Below are 15726 nucleotides of genomic sequence, written 5' to 3' on the forward strand. Positions count from 1 at the left end.
CTAGCATCGCGAGCGAGATGGTAAAGGAGGCTTGGTATTTCGATGAGGTATTTGAAATTGCTGATGTAAAACCGCAACAGCAGCTGTTGCGCTAGCAAAATCAGCTATAGCTATCGTAGCTTGCAGAGCCATTGTCCAATAGCCGGCGAAGGGTCATCAGACCGGCAGCAACCTCCTCGCGACCTTGCGGAGAGGAGAATGCAACGCGAACGCGATGGTAGACTTTGTCGGTGCGCCCCGCTTTGAATTCGTCTTCGTCATCCACCAGAACGCCGTCGGCCAGGGCTGCATTCTTGAACGTGCCGGATAGCCAGGGCTCGGGCAGCTTCAGCCAGAGAAACGGTACATGCGGATGAGAATTGAAATCGGAACCGGCCAGGATTTCGCGCGCCAGCGCTTCGCGGGCACGGATCTCCTCCGCGCTTTTGCGGCGCAGCGCTTCCGCGTGGCCCTCGAGCACCAGCCGGGCACCGGTCTCAGCCAGGATGAAGGGCAGGCCGCCCGTCGTCATCTTGTGCGTGATCCTGATGCGCTGGGCAAAATGCTGCGGGCAGGCGACCCAGCCGCCTCGCACGCCCGCCGTTACCGCCTTCGATAGGCCACTGACCAGGAAGGTGCGTTCCGGCGCAAGGCTTGCGATCAGCGGGTTCTGGTCCTGCGTCATGCCGCCGTAGAGGTCGTCCTCGATCAGCCAGACGCTGTGGCGGCGAGCGATTGCAATGATTGCCCTGCGTCTCGCTTCGGGCATGGTGGCGACCGTCGGATTGTGCGCGGTCGGCATCAGGAAGGCCAGACGCGGGTGCTGCTGCTGGCAGACGCGCTCAAAATCATCCGGGATGATGCCCTGCTCGTCGGAATCGACAAGGATCGATCTTCGCCCGAGAAGCCGAGCGCCGCGGCTGACCTGGGTATAGGTCAGATTTTCAAAGACGATCTTGTCGCCGGGGGAGGTGACGGCGGAGATGACTGCGATTGCAGCGGCATGGGCGCCGAGTGTCGGCACGACATTCTCCACGTCGGGATACCAGCCATTGCGGCCAAGCCAGGCGCGTCCCGCCGCAAACCAACTCGCTGGGAAGTTCCGCGAATAGGACGAAATCTCAAGCTGATGGTCCCGGCTGATTTCCGTGAAGAGCCGACCGATGATTTCGCCCTGACCGATGTCGGGCGCCGCCGTTGTGTCGAAGCGAATCTTGTCGCCCGGCGCATCGAAGCCTCGGGTGCCGGCGAGTGCCTGGGTAATGGGATCGGCTTGCTCGATGGGTTTGCTGTTGGCGCGATCCAACACGTAGGTGCCACGCCCGACCTCGCCTGCGACCAGTCCTCGTTCGTGAACCAGCGCATAGGCCCGGCTGATTGTCCCGATTGTCACCCCTATGTCATAGGCAAGATTGCGCTGAGGCGGGAGCTTGGTGCCGGGCGGCAAAACGCCATGGCTGATCGCGGATTCGATACTGTCCGCAACTCGGATATAAACGGGGCCAACGCCGCTCGATAGGTCTGGTAGCCAGTTTGTCATGGGGACAATTTGATAGATTGATCCCTACCCATTGTCAAGAATAGGGTCAATTCGACGCGAATGTAGCGAGTCCAATATCGAATCGACGATGGCAATGGATACAATAAATACAATTGAGAGAGCGGCGCACCAATCGCGTCCGCGCGCAGCTTCACTTTCCTTGAAGGGCGTATTTCACCGTTTTTGCCATCTACTTTGGACTTGGTACGAAAAGCGTGAAAGCAGGCGGACGCTGCGCGATCTGACCGACGATCAGCTCAATGACATCGGGATCACACGTCGCGAGGCGAGGACCGAGGTCAGTAAATCATTCTTCTGGGATTGATCCACGATGGAGCTGGATGCGACGGCTGCTCAGCAGCCCTTGTTGCCGTTGGCCCAGCGGTTGACGTCGCCGGTGATCTGGGCGGCAGAAGCGCCGCTCATCATCGGACCGAAGGCCTCGAGCTTGGCCGGATTGCCTTCCGCCTGAACGACCAGTGAGGGCCGGCCGGTCGGGTGGCCGCGATCGACGATCAGGATACGCGGCCGGCCGGTATACGAATTGAGCTCCGGCGCCAGTTGATATTTTGCAAAGGTCGGATTGGCCGACTTGAACCAGCAGGCGTTCGCGCTCAGCATGATGCGTTCCATCGTCGACAGCGCGTCCTTATCGGTTGTCACGACCGGCGCATGCGACTGGCAGGACGCCACCAGAGCGCCGAGAACGGCAAGGAGGACGGACATGCGGAGGGCGACGGAAGGATGACGCATCAATCTCTCTTTCGGGATCGGCTTTGAGGGAGCATGCGGGGGAATGCAGCCTGTTTGATCAGGCTGCGATGACATCCAGCGCGGAAGCGAAAAGCCCGCGCCCGTCAGCACCGCCATGGGCGGCTTCAATGAGATTTTCGGGATGCGGCATCATGCCGAGCACATTGCCCTGCGCATTCATAACGGCGGCGATATCGTTGATGGAGCCGTTCGGATTGGTTCCTTCTGCATAGCGGAACACAACCTGACCTTCCCCTTCGATCCGGGCCAGGGTCTCGGCGTCGGCGAAATAATTGCCGTCGTGGTGGGCGATCGGGCAGCGGATGATCTGACCCTTCGCATAGGCGCGGGTGAAGTCGGTCTCGGCGTTGACGACTTCGAGCTTGATCTGCTTGCAGACGAATTTCAGGGAGGCATTGCGCATCAGAGCGCCGGGCAGCATGCCGGCTTCGACCAGGATCTGGAAACCGTTGCAGACGCCAAGCACCTTCACGCCTTTGTTCGCCTTCTCCTTGATCGCCTGCATGACAGGCATGCGGGCTGCGATCGCGCCGCAGCGGAGATAGTCTCCATAGGAGAAGCCGCCCGGAATGACGATGAGATCTACATCCGGAATCTCGGTCTCCGTCTGCCAGACCGTAACAGGGGCTACTCCCGAGATCTTGGTAAGGGCGGCGATCATGTCGCGATCACGATTGAGGCCGGGAAGCTGTACGACTGCTGACTTCATGGGTGAGGTTCAAACCTTGCTTGTGCTTCTGCGAGTTCACGCAATTCGAGGCGGTTTTCGATGCGTTCAAGGCGGTCCAGCACCTGCGTCTGAACAGAATGCAAATTGTTGATATCGCCTTGCATGACATGCATATGGTTGCGGAGACTGTTGATGTCATGACGCATGTCGCGCTGCCCATCTCTCAGGAAAGCGATGTCAGTCTGAATTTTCCTCAGAATCTCGAACATCAATTCCTGTTGTTCAGTCATCGCATCCCCGCAACCATCAGTCGAGAGAAATACTATAGTTCTCGATCACCGTGTTGGCGAGGAGTTTATCGCACATGGCCTTGAGATCAGCCTCGGCCTTCGCCTTGTCGACGCCGGCAAGTTCGAGGTCGAAGACCTTTCCCTGACGGACCTGGTCAACGCCTTCAAAGCCGAGGGCGCCGAGCGCGCCTTCGATTGCCTTGCCCTGCGGATCGAGAACGCCGTTCTTCAGCGTAACGGTAACACGAGCCTTGATCACGATTGTCCTTCCATATGCCTTTTACTTGACCAGAACCGGTCCCGTGCCGCGCACGGGCTCGTTCTCGTTGATGATGCCGAGACGACGAGCCACTTCCGAATAGGCTTCCAGAAGCCCGCCCATATCACGGCGGAAACGGTCCTTGTCCATCTTTTCGTGCGTCTCGATGTCCCAGAGGCGGCAGCTATCCGGCGAGATTTCATCGGCGAGGATAATGCGCATCATGTCGCCTTCGAACAGGCGACCGCACTCGATCTTGAAATCGACGAGCTGGATGCCAACGCCAAGGAAGAGGCCGGTCATGAAGTCGTTGACGCGGATGGCGAGCGCCATGATGTCGTCAAGCTCAGCCGGATTGGCCCAGCCGAAAGCTGTGATGTGCTCCTCCGAGACCATCGGGTCGTTGAGGGCATCCGACTTGTAGTAGAACTCGATGATCGAGCGCGGAAGCACCACGCCTTCCTCGATGCCCAGGCGTTCAGCGAGCGAGCCGGCGGCAACGTTGCGCACGACGATCTCAAGCGGAATCATTTCCACTTCCTTGATCAACTGCTCGCGCATGTTCAGGCGGCGGATGAAGTGCGTGGGGATGCCGATCTTGTTCAGATGGCTGAATATATACTCGGAGATCCGGTTGTTCAGGACACCCTTGCCATCGATGACTTCGTGTTTCTTCTTGTTGAAAGCGGTAGCGTCATCCTTGAAAAACTGGATCAGCGTGCCCGGTTCGGGACCCTCGTAAAGGATCTTAGCCTTGCCTTCGTAAATACGGCGGCGACGGTTCATCTTCACTTTTCTCTGTAGTTGGCGCTCTTCGAACAGCGCAAGTGGATCGATCTTTGGGCGTCCCCTTAAAGGAAAAGAAGGAAATTCACAATCGGCCAGCGCCTCCTTCCTCGGGATTTCGCCGAGCGGCCATATACCGCTGCGAGAATCGGGTATTTTCATCTCATGTTCTACAGGCTTTTCTTTGACGAAGAAATGAATGCACCCGTTGCTGCACAATATATAGGAAGCGCAATCGCCACTTTTACCTGGTTTTGTGTGGGAAGATCGCAGGACGACGGAGTTTGCCGGCTCAGCGAAGGGATTGCTCGAGCTTCTTCTGGGTAGCCCTTGCACCACGCTCGTTGCCGCGCCAGCTTTCGCTGCGTATGAAATTCGGCATATCCGCCGCCTTCATCGGGCGGGCCAGCGCAAAACCCTGGAGTTGGTCGCAGCCAAGGTCGCCCAGGATGTGGACATGTTCCGGGGTTTCCACCCCTTCGGCGGTGACCCTGATATTCAGCGAATGGCCGATATCGATGATCGATCCGACGAGCTTTCGCTGCTCGGCGGAATGGGGCAGGGGCTTGACCAACTCTCGATCGATCTTCAGGGATGCAGGGCTCAGCCGAAGCAGACTGACAATGGAGGCGTGGCCCGTTCCGAAGTCATCGATCTCGATATCGATGCCCAGCCTGCGCAGAAGCGCAAGATTGGCCGTCGAGGCCTCGTCACAGTCGTCGAGCGAGATGGATTCCAGCAATTCGAAGGCAAGAATTCCCGGCTTTACCTTCAGCGCGCGGAGGCTTTTACCCAAGCCCGGATCAGCCAGCCGCCGCGACGAAACATTGACCGAAATCTTTGCGATATCGATGCCGGCATCGCGCCATTCGGCATGGTCACGGAGGGCCTGCTCCAGGATGAGGCCGTCAATGGTCGAGACAACATCGAGATCCTCGGCAATCGAAAGGAACTTGTCCGGCGTCATCAGGCCGAAAACCGGATGCTGCCACCGCGCCAATGTTTCGATACCGACCACATCGAGCGAGCGGGCGCAGAACTGCGGCTGGTAAAAGGGAACGAATTCGTGCCGCTCCAGACCTCGCAAGATTTCGTCAGACAATTGCTTTGTCGCAATGATGTGGCGCTGCATGTCGTGCGAGAAGAACTCATGACGGTTTCGTCCGCCGGCCTTTGCTCGGTAAAGAGCAATATCGGCGTTCAGCAGAAGCTGGTGGGCATCGAGGCGAGGGCCGCTATCGCAGGCGATACCGATACTGGCGCCGAACCGGCAATCGTGACCGTCGTAACGCACAGGCTTGCACAGCTCGCGAATGATCTGGGAGGCCATGCTTGCGATGCGCTTTGAAAAACCCTTGCGCTTGCAGACGACGACGAACTCGTCGCCGCCGATGCGGGCGACGAAATCATCCTTGCCGGCGACCGATACCAGTATGCCGGCTGCGTGCTTCAGCATCATATCACCGGCCCGATGCCCGAGCGTGTCGTTGATCTGCTTGAAGCGGTCAAGATCGATATGGAGGATCGCCAGAAGCGAGCCGTCGGCCCGGCATTCCTGGGATCGGCGGTCCAGCATGTGGTCGAGATAGCGACGGTTGGGGAGGCTGGTCAGGTGATCGTGGAAGGCGATGTGCTCAATCTGCTCCTTGGCCGCTTCCAACTCGCCGTTGCGGGCTTCCGCCAGCGTCTTTGCGCGATGCAGTTCATTGCGAAGGGTCGCTTCCTCTGTCACGTCCCAGTTGGCGCCGATCATCTTCGGATTGCCGCGCTCGTCGACGAAGGGGGCTGCGCGGGCCCGGATGACGCGCACGACGCCATCGGGGCGCACGATCCTGTATTCGTGCAGAAAGCCGTCGTCGCCCATGAGATTGTCGTTCACTCGCTTCAGCACCCGTTCCCTGTCGTCCGGATGGAGCGTCTCTTCCCAGAAGTTGCTTGGCTTCAGATTCGGTGTGCCATCGATGCCATAGATCGCAAGCAGGCGGTCGTCCCACTCGACCTCATCCTTGTTGATGTCGGCTTCGAAGACGCCGATTCTTGAGATTTCGAGCGCAAGATCCAGACGGCGCGACACATGGGCCAGCATCTCTTCCGCAGCCTTGCGCAGCGAAATATCGGTATCGGTGCCGATGATATGCGTCGGAACGCCATTCTCATCCCATTCCACGGACGCGCCGCGGCATTCGATCCAGACCCAATGGCCGTCCTTGTGGCGCTCGCGATATTCGAAGATGCGATAGGCCGGATCGCCGCTATTTTGTCTTTCGATCGCATGCAGGACATGTTCGCGGTCATCAGGATGCACGCCCTGGATCCAGTCGCCGAGGGCGGCCTCGAATTCCTCGTCCGTTTTCAGTCCGCGCATCTTCCGCCAGGTGTCCGAATAGAACATTCGGCCGCTTTTGAAATCGTGATCCCAAACGCCGAGATCGGAACTGATAAGAGCGGAATTCCAGCGGGCCTCGCGTTCGGCTATCTCTGCAAGCCGGTCCGGTCGATCGCCGACCTCCAGGAACTGGAGAAGCACATATTGCGTGCCGTCTGGAGCATCAGCGCCGATGCGCGACAGGAATAGTTGCGCGGAAATAGTCTGCCCCGATGAAGCCAGATGGATGGAGAGCAGGGTCGACGTTGGGGCTGCCGCCTTCAGCAGACCGTTCAGCGTGTCGATCTCATCCGATTGAATAAAATCATCGATCCTGGCGTCGCCAAGGCTTGCCGAATTGGGGAAGAGCCGGCGAAACGCGGTGTTTGCATAGACGACGCGATTATCGGCCCGCTGCACGACAATGCTTGGCAATGGCGCCAAATCGAGCATGCCTGCGAAGTCGAGATTCAAATCTGGGAAGGTCAGTCGATCTTTCGGCAGCGACGTCAAAGGGCACACCCATGCAGAACCTGCGTAACGATGCCCTTATTACATTAAACTTCCCTTAAAGAAGTGGTCGCTGTTATATCTATTCCCACCGATAAGGTGCTGAACTCACTTGCTAAGTTCAGCGGCATCCGGCCGGAGGCGGCTAAGGAATTGAGCAAAGACCATCGTCCCCTCGGGCCATGGACCATGGCCGGAATCGGCATTGATGTGGCCTGCCTCTCCTGCGTCAATCAGCAGGGAACCCCAGCTATTGGCGATGTCGCCGGCGTGTTCGTAGGTTCCGAATGGATCGTTGCGGCTGGCGATCGTGACTGACGGAAACGGCAGGGGATCACGCGGATAGGGGCCGAAGGTCATCAGATGCTTCGGCCGGATCTTCGGGTTGGCGACGTCAGGCGGTGCCACCAGGAATGCACCGGCGACCGGCTTCTTGAACAGCGGAATAGCGTGGACGAGAGACGGTATGCCAAGCGAGTGCGCCACCAGAACCACAGGACGTGTCGAGGCGTTCACTTCTTCTGCGATGCGGGCCATCCAATCATCACGGACCGGCTTCGACCATTCGGCCTGCTCCACGCGCCTTGCCGTGCTGAGCTTCTGCTCCCAGCGGCTTTGCCAGTGATCAGGCCCGGAATTGGTATAGCCGGGAATGATGAGGATATCTGCGTCTGAGACTTTCATGATGGCCCGATGTGAGAAGCGAGAGGTTCGAAGTCAAGTGAAAAGGCGACAAATGCGGCAAAATTTGCTAGAGTTGTGAAATGCCGGTTGCGATGAACGTGTCGGCCTTCTCATTTGCCGAAAGTTTTAAGCCACCTGCAAGCTTGCGCCCTTTCTGACCCAAGGGGTCTAAGGGGATGGTGCGTTGAAACTGCCGCTACGACTTTACGTTGGGAGAACGTGCTGTCTAGCAGGCTGCGGAGGAGGAAACCCATGACGGCATTCCATGTTATGGCCGGTGCAGACAACAACTTCGTGCGCCCGGTCGTTCGCAAGATAGGCTTTAGCGATATCGGCGACGCACTGAAGTCGGGACTGACAGATTTCAGCGAGAAGCCATCCCACTACGTCTTCCTCTGTCTCATGTACCCGATCGCCGGCATCGTTCTGATCGTCTGGAGTTCCGGTGCAAATCTCCTGCCGTTGCTTTTTCCGTTGATGTCGGGCTTCGCGCTGCTGGGGCCGATTGCCGCCATAGGCCTTTATGAGATCAGCCGTCGCCGGGAAATGGGTCTCGACAGCTCCTGGTCGCATGCCTTCGATGTCCGCTATTCGCCGGCGCTGCCGTCGATCATAGCCGTCGGCATTCTGCTGCTGGCGCTTTTCATCGGATGGCTGATAGTCGCGCAGATGATCTACACGGCCTACTTTGGCGACGCCATGCCGGCTTCAATCTCATCTTTTATCTCGGAAGTGCTGACAACGCGGGCAGGGATGGGATTGATTTTCTGGGGTAATCTCGCCGGCTTCGTGTTTGCGGTTATCGTGCTTGCAACGACGGTCGTGACTTTCCCGCTGTTGCTCGACCGGGATGTCGGAGCAGTTGCAGCGATCGATGCCAGCATGCGCGCGACATTGGCCAATCCCGGTCCGGTAGCCCTATGGGGCCTGATCGTCGCAGCACTGTTGCTGATCGGAACGATACCGATCTTTGCCGGTCTCGCCGTCGTCATGCCGATCCTCGGTCATTCGACCTGGCACCTCTATCGCAAACTCATCGCCCCTGCGGCATAAGGGATATTGCAAGCTGGTACAGAAAAGCCGCCGGTTCATCCGGCGGCTTGGGACGTTTTGATCTGGAAGAATGCGTTTAGCCGAAGACGCGCTTGAAGATCGTGTCAACATGCTTGGTGTGATAGCCAAGATCGAACTTCTCGCGAATGTCCGCTTCCGACAGCGCCGCCCGGACTTCGGTGTCGGCCAGCAGCTCTTCGAGGAAGTCCTTGCCTTCTTCCCAGACCTTCATGGCATTGCGCTGCACGAGGCGATAGGCATCTTCACGGGAGACACCAGCTTGCGTAAGGGCAAGCAAAACACGCTGTGAGTGAACAAGTCCGCGGAACTTGTTGAGATTCTTCTCCATGTTACCGGGATAGATTACCAGCTTCTCAATGACACCGGCGAGGCGGTTCAGCGCGAAGTCGAGGGTGATCGTGGTGTCCGGGCCAATTGCGCGCTCCACGCTCGAATGGCTGATATCGCGCTCGTGCCAGAGTGCGACGTTTTCCATGGCCGGGACGACCGACATGCGCACAAGACGTGCGAGGCCAGTCAGGTTTTCGGTCAAAACCGGATTGCGCTTGTGCGGCATGGCAGACGAGCCCTTCTGGCCGGGCGAGAAGAATTCTTCGGCTTCCAGCACTTCCGTGCGCTGCATGTGTCGTATTTCGATGGCGACATTCTCGATGGAAGAGGCAATGACGCCGAGTGTTGCGAAGAACATGGCGTGGCGGTCACGCGGGATGACCTGTGTCGATACCGGCTCCGGGGTCAGCCCGAGCTTGGCGCAGACGTGCTCTTCGACGCGTGGATCGATATTGGCGAAGGTGCCGACGGCGCCCGAGATCGCACCGGTAGCGATTTCGGCGCGGGCGGCGACGAGACGGGCACGATTACGGTCCATTTCGGCATAAAAGCGGGCAAGTGTCAGGCCCATCGTCGTCGGTTCGGCGTGAATGCCGTGGCTTCTGCCGATCCGGACGGTGTCTTTGTGCTCGAAGGCGCGAGTTTTGAGAGCTGCAAGAACGCGGTCGAGATCGGCAAGCAGGATGTCGGAAGCACGCACGAGCTGGATGTTCAGCGTGGTGTCGAGCACGTCGGAAGACGTCATGCCCTGATGCACGAAACGACTGTCGGGACCGACGAATTCGGCGAGGTGCGTCAGGAAGGCGATGACATCGTGCTTGGTCACAGCTTCGATTTCGTCGATGCGTGCGACGTCGAAGGTTGCCTTGCCGCCTTTTTCCCAGATCGTCGCAGCCGCCGACTTCGGTATGACGCCAAGCTCGGCCAGCGCGTCACATGCATAGGCCTCGATCTCGAACCAGATGCGGAATTTGGTTTCGGGCGACCAGATGGCGACCATTTCCGGTCGGGAGTAGCGCGGGATCATGGGCTCTCAACTTTCGTGAACGGCAGATAATAAGTACTTGGCGCCCCTGTAGCAAAGACGCGGCACAATCTCAACGCATGCGTTTTGCAAGATACAGGCTTGTGGCAACAAGGAACAGCAGGCCGAGCGGCAGAAAGAGACGGCTGCCGAGGACTGCGAACTGGTAGACGGCGCTGGCGCTGGTAAAAACGAACTGGAACATCCAGACGATGGAACCGAAAGGCGCATGCCAGCGCGAATAGAACAAGCGGTAGTCCATCGCGAACAGAAACGCAGTCATTGCCATCGTGCCGACCGAAAGCGTCAGGAAGAAAGCAGCGAACCGCGTTTCCACCGACTTGCGGAAGGCAAGGACGCGGGCAAGCGGGATCATGAACGGCCAGGCAAAGGCGCCGCCAAAAAAATAGACGACCAGCAGTTCCATGAGACGGTCTGTCAGGAGGCCGTTGCGGAGGGCGATGGCGAGAAGCGCAGACAGCGCCATCATGGCGCCCCACCCCACGGCGCCGAAGATGAATTCTCTGAAGGGCGGAATTGCCGCCCCCAGACGTTGACGGCGTCGATCTTTCGCCGGCTTAGTTTGCTCCACTGCGACCCTGTTCGGCAGCGGAACGCAGGGCATCGATGGCCTGGCGGTAGGCTTCAAGGGAGCCGCCCTTGAAGATTGCCGAGCCGGCCACGAACACGTTGCCACCTGCCGCGGCGATCGTTCCCGCGGTCTCGGCGGTGACGCCGCCATCGACTTCCAGCTCGATCGGCCTGTCGCCGATGAGTGACTTGGCCATCCTGATCTTCTCGGCCATGGCGGGGATGAATTTCTGGCCGCCAAATCCGGGGTTGACCGACATGATGAGGATCATGTCGACATCGTCGAGCACGTTTTCGAGAATGCTGAGCGGCGTCGCCGGATTGAGCGTCACGCCGACCTTCTTGCCGAGGTGACGGATCGCCTGCAGGGAGCGATGCAGATGGACGCCGGCTTCGGCATGCACGGTGATGCGATCGCAGCCGGCCTTGGCGAAGGCCTCGAGGTATGGATCGGCCGGAGAGATCATCAGATGGCAGTCGAAGGTCGCGTCCGTATAGGAGCGGAGCGACTTGATGACATCAGGACCGAACGAGATGTTCGGTACGAAATGACCATCCATGACGTCGAGATGGATCCAGTCGGCGCCAGCCGCGGTGACGTCGCGGACTTCCTGGCCGAGCTTGGCGAAATCAGCCGCAAGAATGGAAGGAGCGATGCGGATAGGTAAGGTCATGGCGTCAAGACTCCGTCGAGGGCTTTTGCGAGATGGCTTAGCATTCGATCGTCAGCTAAACAACCGGCCAAGGTCATGTCGCACAATCTCAGTTCGTGGGAGATTGCGGCGGAGCAAAGGCCTTGCCTCGCCATTCCTGAAGCCGATAAGGATTGTCAGCGAGTTCGTGGTTCTGGCCGAAGGTTACCGGCCCAAGCACGGTCTGGAAGGTCGTGCCGATGAGTTTGGCGGCCAGCGGCTTGTTCTCGGAGATTGCCGCCTCGACTGCCTGGCTGGCAATGGCTGCCGCGGCGGCCGAGGGCAAGACATAGCCCTCCGGTTCGATACCGGCGGCTCGCATGGCCTGAACCGTCGCCATTGCCGGCGGAAGGCTTTCATAATCGGGAATCGCCACCGCCAGCGAGCCTGACGCCAGTGGCACGGGCTGGTCGGCCGCCCGCATGCTGTCCCCGCCCATGACGACGAGCGGAATTTTTTCAGACTGAGCATCGCGGGCGATGATTGCGACGTCGCTGCGGTCGCCGCCGACGAAGACATGGGTCGCACCGGTTTTCTTCAGCCTGCGCACGAGAGCAATCTGCTGCTCCTGACCGGGGCGATAGGTGTCGTTGAAGACAGGCTTCAAGCCTCGCTCGTCGAGAGCGCTGCGCACCGCATCGACGAGTTCCCGCCCATGGATCGTGCCGTCGTCGATCAGCGCGATCGGGTCCGCCGTCCAGTCCCTCAGGATAATGTCGACCACTTTTGCGGCCTCGGCACCATCGACGGGGGCCAATCGGAAGAGCGGCCATCCGTTCTTCAGCGCATCCTCCATGAGGATCCGGGCGCGGACGGACACCGTAATCACGGGGATGCCGGCGTCTTTCAGTTTCGGAAGCGCGCCTTCCAGGGTTTCGCTGCAGAGAAAACCAACGGCGACCTGGACCTTGGCATTGATCAATGCATCTGCGACTGCCGCACCGGTTCCGTCCGTGCAGGGCTCGTTGACAGATGTGACGGTATTCTTTGATGCCTTGGCTTCAAAGCCGGCACCGGCAGCAATCTGCGCGCCTAAAACTGTGTAATTGCCGCCCTGAGGCGCGACCACTCCGATGTTGACACCGGCGGCATAGGCACTTCCAGCGGTCAACAGCAGCGGAAAGGACGACAAAATGCGGCACAGGCGGTTCATCGAATGGATATCCCGGAAAATTCCCTGTTCTTTTATCCGTCCAGAGGCGGGCGTCAAAGAAAAAGCGGCAAAATCCGTCAGTTTTCCGGATGGTATTGTAGAAAAGCTAACGGATGGGGCTCATATCTAGGGAAAACGATAATAACGAAACAGACTGGAGAACGGCATTGTTGGACAAGCAGCATATGGATCCCGTGCACTATCGCGATGCCATGAGCCGCTATGCAGGACATGTACAGCTGGTAACGACCATCCTGGGCAAGGAGCGGCGAGGGGTGACGATCACGGCCGCCTGTTCGGTTTCCGACAATCCTGCGTCCGTGCTGATATGCCTGAACAACAGTAACGCGAAGAACGATATATTTATTCACAGCGGCATCTTCGCGCTCAATGCGCTCGGCGCGCACAATCAGGTCCTTGCCGACGCTTTTTCCGGCAAGACTCAAATGACGGCCGATGAGCGCTTTGCTTCGGGAACCTTCGATACGCTGGTCACAGGCGCGCCGGCACTCGCGGATGCGCTCGCGACCTTCGATTGCCGTGTGACCGAGGTCATGCGTGGCGCAACGCACAACATCATCTTCGGCGAGGTCGTTGCCGTCAGGTTCAGCGAGAGCAAGCCTGCTCTCCTCTACATGAACCGCGGCTATCACACGCTTTAAGCAACGAGCGGATGCCGAGGCACAGATGGACAATACCGATATCGAGGAAATGTTTCAGTCGCTCGGGCCGGTGACGATCAAGCGCATGTTTGGCGGCAAGGGCGTTTATCACATGGGCCGCATCATTGCGGTCGAAGTCCGCGACGAGATGCTTCTGAAGGCCGATGACGTCAGCGCCCCCGAATTCGAGGCCGCAGGCGCCAGACGGTGGTTTTATGAAGGCAAGAAGGGCAAGCCGGTGAACATGCCCTATTGGTCCATCCCTGAAGATGCTTTCGACGATCCCGATATCATGGCCCATTGGGTGCGGCTCGCCTATCAGGCGGCGCTGCGGGCCGAATAGACGTCAGCGAAACTCGTCTTCGTTAAGATTGGCGATTGCTGCCTGCGCGAAAGCGGAGAGCTTGCTCGGCAAGTCATCGCGACCAAACCAGCCGAAATCGGAAAGCTTATCCGGCTCCACCAACTGCGGCTCGCCGGATATATCCTGCGTCACGTAGAGCAGCGATATCCAGTGATGGTGGTCTTCGGTGGAGATTAGTTCGGTGGTGCACAGAAATTCGGTCGCGCCGATGAGCAAGCCGGTCTCTTCGGTTGCTTCGCGTGATGCCGCGGCTGCAGCCGTTTCCATGTGATCGACCTTGCCGCCCGGAATGCTCCAGAAGCCGGCTTCGGGCGCCTTAATGCGCTTATAGAGAAGCAGCTTGCCATTGCGAAGAATGGCAAGTCCTGTTCCGACACCGGGAAAGTCTATTCCGGGATTACCCGTCACGCGCGGCCCATCAGGCCTTTGCGCTGGCAACGATCAGCATGAAGGCAGGAATGTCGTCGCCGAAGCCGACCGGGGTCGGGCCGTCGTCCTGATCACGGTGGTAACGGCTGCGACGATCGCGATTGTCGTCGTTTGCGGGATAGGGCCGATTGCCGCGAGAGCCGTTGTGGGACTTGTTATTGTCCGACTTATTGTTCTCTGACTTGCGTTCGTTCTTCAAGCTTTCGGCCCTTGCTGGTGCTGCTTCGATCGTTTCAACCCGAGTATCCTCGGCATCGATATCAGATTTATGACCCGTGGAGGCGCGACCCTTGCCGCGGCCCCGGTCTCGATCCCTCTCGCGACCATTACGGCGCGGACGGTCGGTTTCCTGGCTCTCTTCGGGTGGAGGCAGGGCGCTGAGATCGCCGTTCAGCCACTCGACCTTCTCGCCGATCAGCTTTTCGATCGCATCCACATGCTTGGTGTCGCGCTTGGTGACGAGCGTGAAAGCCGCACCGGAACGACCTGCACGGCCGGTACGGCCAATGCGGTGGACATAATCTTCCGAATGGATCGGAACGTCGAAGTTGAAGACGTGGCCCACATCCGGCAGGTCGAGGCCGCGGGCAGCAACGTCGGAGGCGACCAGCAACTGAATGTTGCCGTCGCGGAAATTCTGCAACATCGTCGTACGCGAGCGCTGATCCATGTCGCCATGAAGTGCGCCGACCGAGAAACCGTGGCGCTCGAGCGAGCGGAACAGGTCGGCGACGTCCTTCTTGCGATTGCAGAAGATGATCGCGTTCTTGAGGTCTGTCTGAGCACGAATCAGGTCACGAAGCGTTGCGCGCTTTTCGTAGTCCTTGCCATGCGAGGCAACGAAACGCTGCGTCACCGTCTTTGCGGTCGAAGAAGGCTTGGCGACCTCGATGCGTTCCGGATTCTGCAGGAAGCGGTCGGCCAGCTTCTGGATTTCACCAGGCATCGTGGCGGAGAAGAACAGTGTCTGGCGCGTAAATGGAATAAGCTTGGCGATGCGCTCGATATCTGGGATGAAGCCCATGTCGAGCATACGGTCGGCTTCATCGATGACCAAGATTTCGACGCCGCTCATCAAAAGCTTGCCGCGCTCAAAATGGTCGAGCAGGCGGCCGGGCGTGCAGATCAGGACGTCGGCGCCGCGCTCCAGCTTGCGGTCCTGGTCTTCGAAGGAAACGCCGCCGATCAGAAGAGCGATGTTCAGGCGGTGGTTCTTGCCGTATTTCTCAAAGTTTTCCGCGACCTGGGCCGCGAGTTCGCGCGTCGGCTCGAGAATTAGCGTGCGCGGCATCCGCGCACGGGCGCGTCCCTTTTCCAGTAGCGTCAACATCGGCAGGACGAAAGATGCCGTCTTGCCGGTTCCCGTCTGCGCGATACCGCAAATATCGCGGCGCTGCAGGGCAAACGGGATGGCCCCAGCCTGAATAGGCGTTGGAATAGTATAGCCCGCGTCTGTCACCGCGGATAAGACTTTTTGGCTCAAGCCAAGGTCAGCAAATGTGGTCAAAGGGAGAACTGTTTCCGTTCCGGTTCGGTCGAACACTGATGAG

18 protein-coding genes are annotated in these 15726 nt (G+C 58.8%); 4 read left to right on the forward strand and 14 right to left on the reverse strand.

What is annotated here, in order from left to right; all coding sequences use genetic code 11:
- Positions 1-100: 100 nt before the first annotated feature.
- Positions 101-1519 carry a PLP-dependent aminotransferase family protein gene (locus tag EV561_RS22690; protein WP_132524680.1) on the reverse strand — a complete coding sequence of 473 codons (1419 nt, stop codon included), beginning with the start codon at positions 1517-1519 and terminating at the stop codon, positions 101-103.
- An 88-nt stretch (positions 1520-1607) separates the two neighbouring features.
- Between EV561_RS22690 and EV561_RS22695 the strand changes: the two genes are divergently transcribed.
- Positions 1608-1844, forward strand: coding sequence for a DUF1127 domain-containing protein (locus tag EV561_RS22695; protein ID WP_245512844.1), 237 nt, complete (start codon positions 1608-1610; stop codon positions 1842-1844).
- Between the two features lie 29 nt (positions 1845-1873).
- Here the strand turns inward: EV561_RS22695 and EV561_RS22700 are convergent, their stop codons facing one another.
- From EV561_RS22700 to EV561_RS22730, 7 genes are all read right to left on the reverse strand, one after another.
- Positions 1874-2272 carry a hypothetical protein gene (locus EV561_RS22700; RefSeq protein WP_132524682.1) on the reverse strand — a complete coding sequence of 133 codons (399 nt, stop codon included), beginning with the start codon at positions 2270-2272 and terminating at the stop codon, positions 1874-1876.
- Between the two features lie 58 nt (positions 2273-2330).
- Positions 2331-3002: a phosphoribosylformylglycinamidine synthase subunit PurQ gene (gene purQ, locus EV561_RS22705; RefSeq protein ID WP_132524684.1), complete on the reverse strand. Its 672-nt coding sequence runs from the start codon at positions 3000-3002 to the stop codon at positions 2331-2333.
- Positions 2999-3253, reverse strand: a complete 255-nt coding sequence (locus EV561_RS22710; protein WP_132524686.1) for a hypothetical protein — start codon at positions 3251-3253, stop codon at positions 2999-3001. The genes purQ and EV561_RS22710 overlap by 4 nt, the downstream gene beginning before the upstream one ends.
- Positions 3254-3269: 16 nt before the next feature.
- A complete protein-coding gene (gene purS, locus EV561_RS22715) occupies positions 3270-3512 on the reverse strand; it encodes a phosphoribosylformylglycinamidine synthase subunit PurS (RefSeq protein ID WP_132524687.1) in 243 nt (80 codons plus the stop codon).
- 21 nt (positions 3513-3533) lie between these two features.
- Complete coding sequence (gene purC / locus EV561_RS22720) at positions 3534-4298, reverse strand: phosphoribosylaminoimidazolesuccinocarboxamide synthase (protein WP_132524689.1); 765 nt, start codon at positions 4296-4298, stop codon at positions 3534-3536.
- A gap of 292 nt (positions 4299-4590) precedes the next feature.
- Complete coding sequence (locus tag EV561_RS22725; RefSeq protein ID WP_245512860.1) at positions 4591-6825, reverse strand: EAL domain-containing protein; 2235 nt, start codon at positions 6823-6825, stop codon at positions 4591-4593.
- 456 nt (positions 6826-7281) lie between these two features.
- Positions 7282-7857: an alpha/beta hydrolase gene (locus EV561_RS22730; RefSeq protein WP_132524693.1), complete on the reverse strand. Its 576-nt coding sequence runs from the start codon at positions 7855-7857 to the stop codon at positions 7282-7284.
- Positions 7858-8109: 252 nt separating this feature from the next.
- On the opposite strand from EV561_RS22730, the gene EV561_RS22735 reads away from it, so the two are divergent.
- Positions 8110-8910: a DUF2189 domain-containing protein gene (locus tag EV561_RS22735; protein ID WP_132524695.1), complete on the forward strand. Its 801-nt coding sequence runs from the start codon at positions 8110-8112 to the stop codon at positions 8908-8910.
- Positions 8911-8986: 76 nt separating this feature from the next.
- On the opposite strand, the gene purB is transcribed toward EV561_RS22735, so the two are convergent.
- The 4 genes from purB to EV561_RS22755 form a co-directional block, all read right to left on the reverse strand.
- Positions 8987-10288 (reverse strand): adenylosuccinate lyase, encoded by a 1302-nt coding sequence (gene purB / locus EV561_RS22740; RefSeq protein WP_132524697.1) that lies wholly within the window; start codon positions 10286-10288, stop codon positions 8987-8989.
- 70 nt (positions 10289-10358) lie between these two features.
- Positions 10359-10910, reverse strand: coding sequence for a hypothetical protein (locus EV561_RS22745; RefSeq protein ID WP_245512846.1), 552 nt, complete (start codon positions 10908-10910; stop codon positions 10359-10361).
- Positions 10864-11550, reverse strand: coding sequence for a ribulose-phosphate 3-epimerase (gene rpe / locus EV561_RS22750; protein ID WP_132524701.1), 687 nt, complete (start codon positions 11548-11550; stop codon positions 10864-10866). The genes EV561_RS22745 and rpe overlap by 47 nt, the downstream gene beginning before the upstream one ends.
- 88 nt (positions 11551-11638) lie before the next feature.
- Entirely contained in the window at positions 11639-12721 is a 1083-nt protein-coding gene (locus EV561_RS22755) for a branched-chain amino acid ABC transporter substrate-binding protein (protein ID WP_132524703.1), read from the reverse strand.
- A 167-nt stretch (positions 12722-12888) separates the two neighbouring features.
- Here EV561_RS22755 and EV561_RS22760 point away from each other — a divergent pair, with 167 nt between their 5' ends.
- Positions 12889-13383 (forward strand): flavin reductase, encoded by a 495-nt coding sequence (locus EV561_RS22760; protein WP_132524705.1) that lies wholly within the window; start codon positions 12889-12891, stop codon positions 13381-13383.
- 25 nt (positions 13384-13408) lie between these two features.
- Positions 13409-13726: a TfoX/Sxy family protein gene (locus EV561_RS22765; RefSeq protein ID WP_132524707.1), complete on the forward strand. Its 318-nt coding sequence runs from the start codon at positions 13409-13411 to the stop codon at positions 13724-13726.
- Positions 13727-13729: 3 nt separating this feature from the next.
- On the opposite strand, the gene EV561_RS22770 is transcribed toward EV561_RS22765, so the two are convergent.
- Both EV561_RS22770 and EV561_RS22775 read right to left on the reverse strand, forming a co-directional pair.
- Positions 13730-14155 (reverse strand): NUDIX domain-containing protein, encoded by a 426-nt coding sequence (locus EV561_RS22770; protein ID WP_132524709.1) that lies wholly within the window; start codon positions 14153-14155, stop codon positions 13730-13732.
- A gap of 10 nt (positions 14156-14165) precedes the next feature.
- Positions 14166-15683, reverse strand: coding sequence for a DEAD/DEAH box helicase (locus EV561_RS22775; protein WP_132524711.1), 1518 nt, complete (start codon positions 15681-15683; stop codon positions 14166-14168).
- Between the last annotated feature and the right edge of the window lie 43 nt (positions 15684-15726).

The organism is Rhizobium sp. BK376, assembly GCF_004341625.1.
Taxonomy (GTDB): domain Bacteria; phylum Pseudomonadota; class Alphaproteobacteria; order Rhizobiales; family Rhizobiaceae; genus Rhizobium.

What these genes read in the sequence shown, in the direction of transcription:
- EV561_RS22690 (WP_132524680.1), bottom strand. Translation starts at nt 1,519, where the DNA reads ATGACAAACTGGCTACCAGACCTATCGAGCGGCGTTGGCCCCGTTTAT.
- EV561_RS22695 (WP_245512844.1), top strand. Translation starts at nt 1,608, where the DNA reads ATGGCAATGGATACAATAAATACAATTGAGAGAGCGGCGCACCAATCG.
- EV561_RS22700 (WP_132524682.1), bottom strand. Translation starts at nt 2,272, where the DNA reads ATGCGTCATCCTTCCGTCGCCCTCCGCATGTCCGTCCTCCTTGCCGTT.
- purQ (WP_132524684.1), bottom strand. Translation starts at nt 3,002, where the DNA reads ATGAAGTCAGCAGTCGTACAGCTTCCCGGCCTCAATCGTGATCGCGAC.
- EV561_RS22710 (WP_132524686.1), bottom strand. Translation starts at nt 3,253, where the DNA reads ATGACTGAACAACAGGAATTGATGTTCGAGATTCTGAGGAAAATTCAG.
- purC (WP_132524689.1), bottom strand. Translation starts at nt 4,298, where the DNA reads ATGAACCGTCGCCGCCGTATTTACGAAGGCAAGGCTAAGATCCTTTAC.
- EV561_RS22730 (WP_132524693.1), bottom strand. Translation starts at nt 7,857, where the DNA reads ATGAAAGTCTCAGACGCAGATATCCTCATCATTCCCGGCTATACCAAT.
- EV561_RS22735 (WP_132524695.1), top strand. Translation starts at nt 8,110, where the DNA reads ATGACGGCATTCCATGTTATGGCCGGTGCAGACAACAACTTCGTGCGC.
- purB (WP_132524697.1), bottom strand. Translation starts at nt 10,288, where the DNA reads ATGATCCCGCGCTACTCCCGACCGGAAATGGTCGCCATCTGGTCGCCC.
- EV561_RS22745 (WP_245512846.1), bottom strand. Translation starts at nt 10,910, where the DNA reads ATGCCCTGCGTTCCGCTGCCGAACAGGGTCGCAGTGGAGCAAACTAAG.
- rpe (WP_132524701.1), bottom strand. Translation starts at nt 11,550, where the DNA reads ATGACCTTACCTATCCGCATCGCTCCTTCCATTCTTGCGGCTGATTTC.
- EV561_RS22755 (WP_132524703.1), bottom strand. Translation starts at nt 12,721, where the DNA reads ATGAACCGCCTGTGCCGCATTTTGTCGTCCTTTCCGCTGCTGTTGACC.
- EV561_RS22765 (WP_132524707.1), top strand. Translation starts at nt 13,409, where the DNA reads ATGGACAATACCGATATCGAGGAAATGTTTCAGTCGCTCGGGCCGGTG.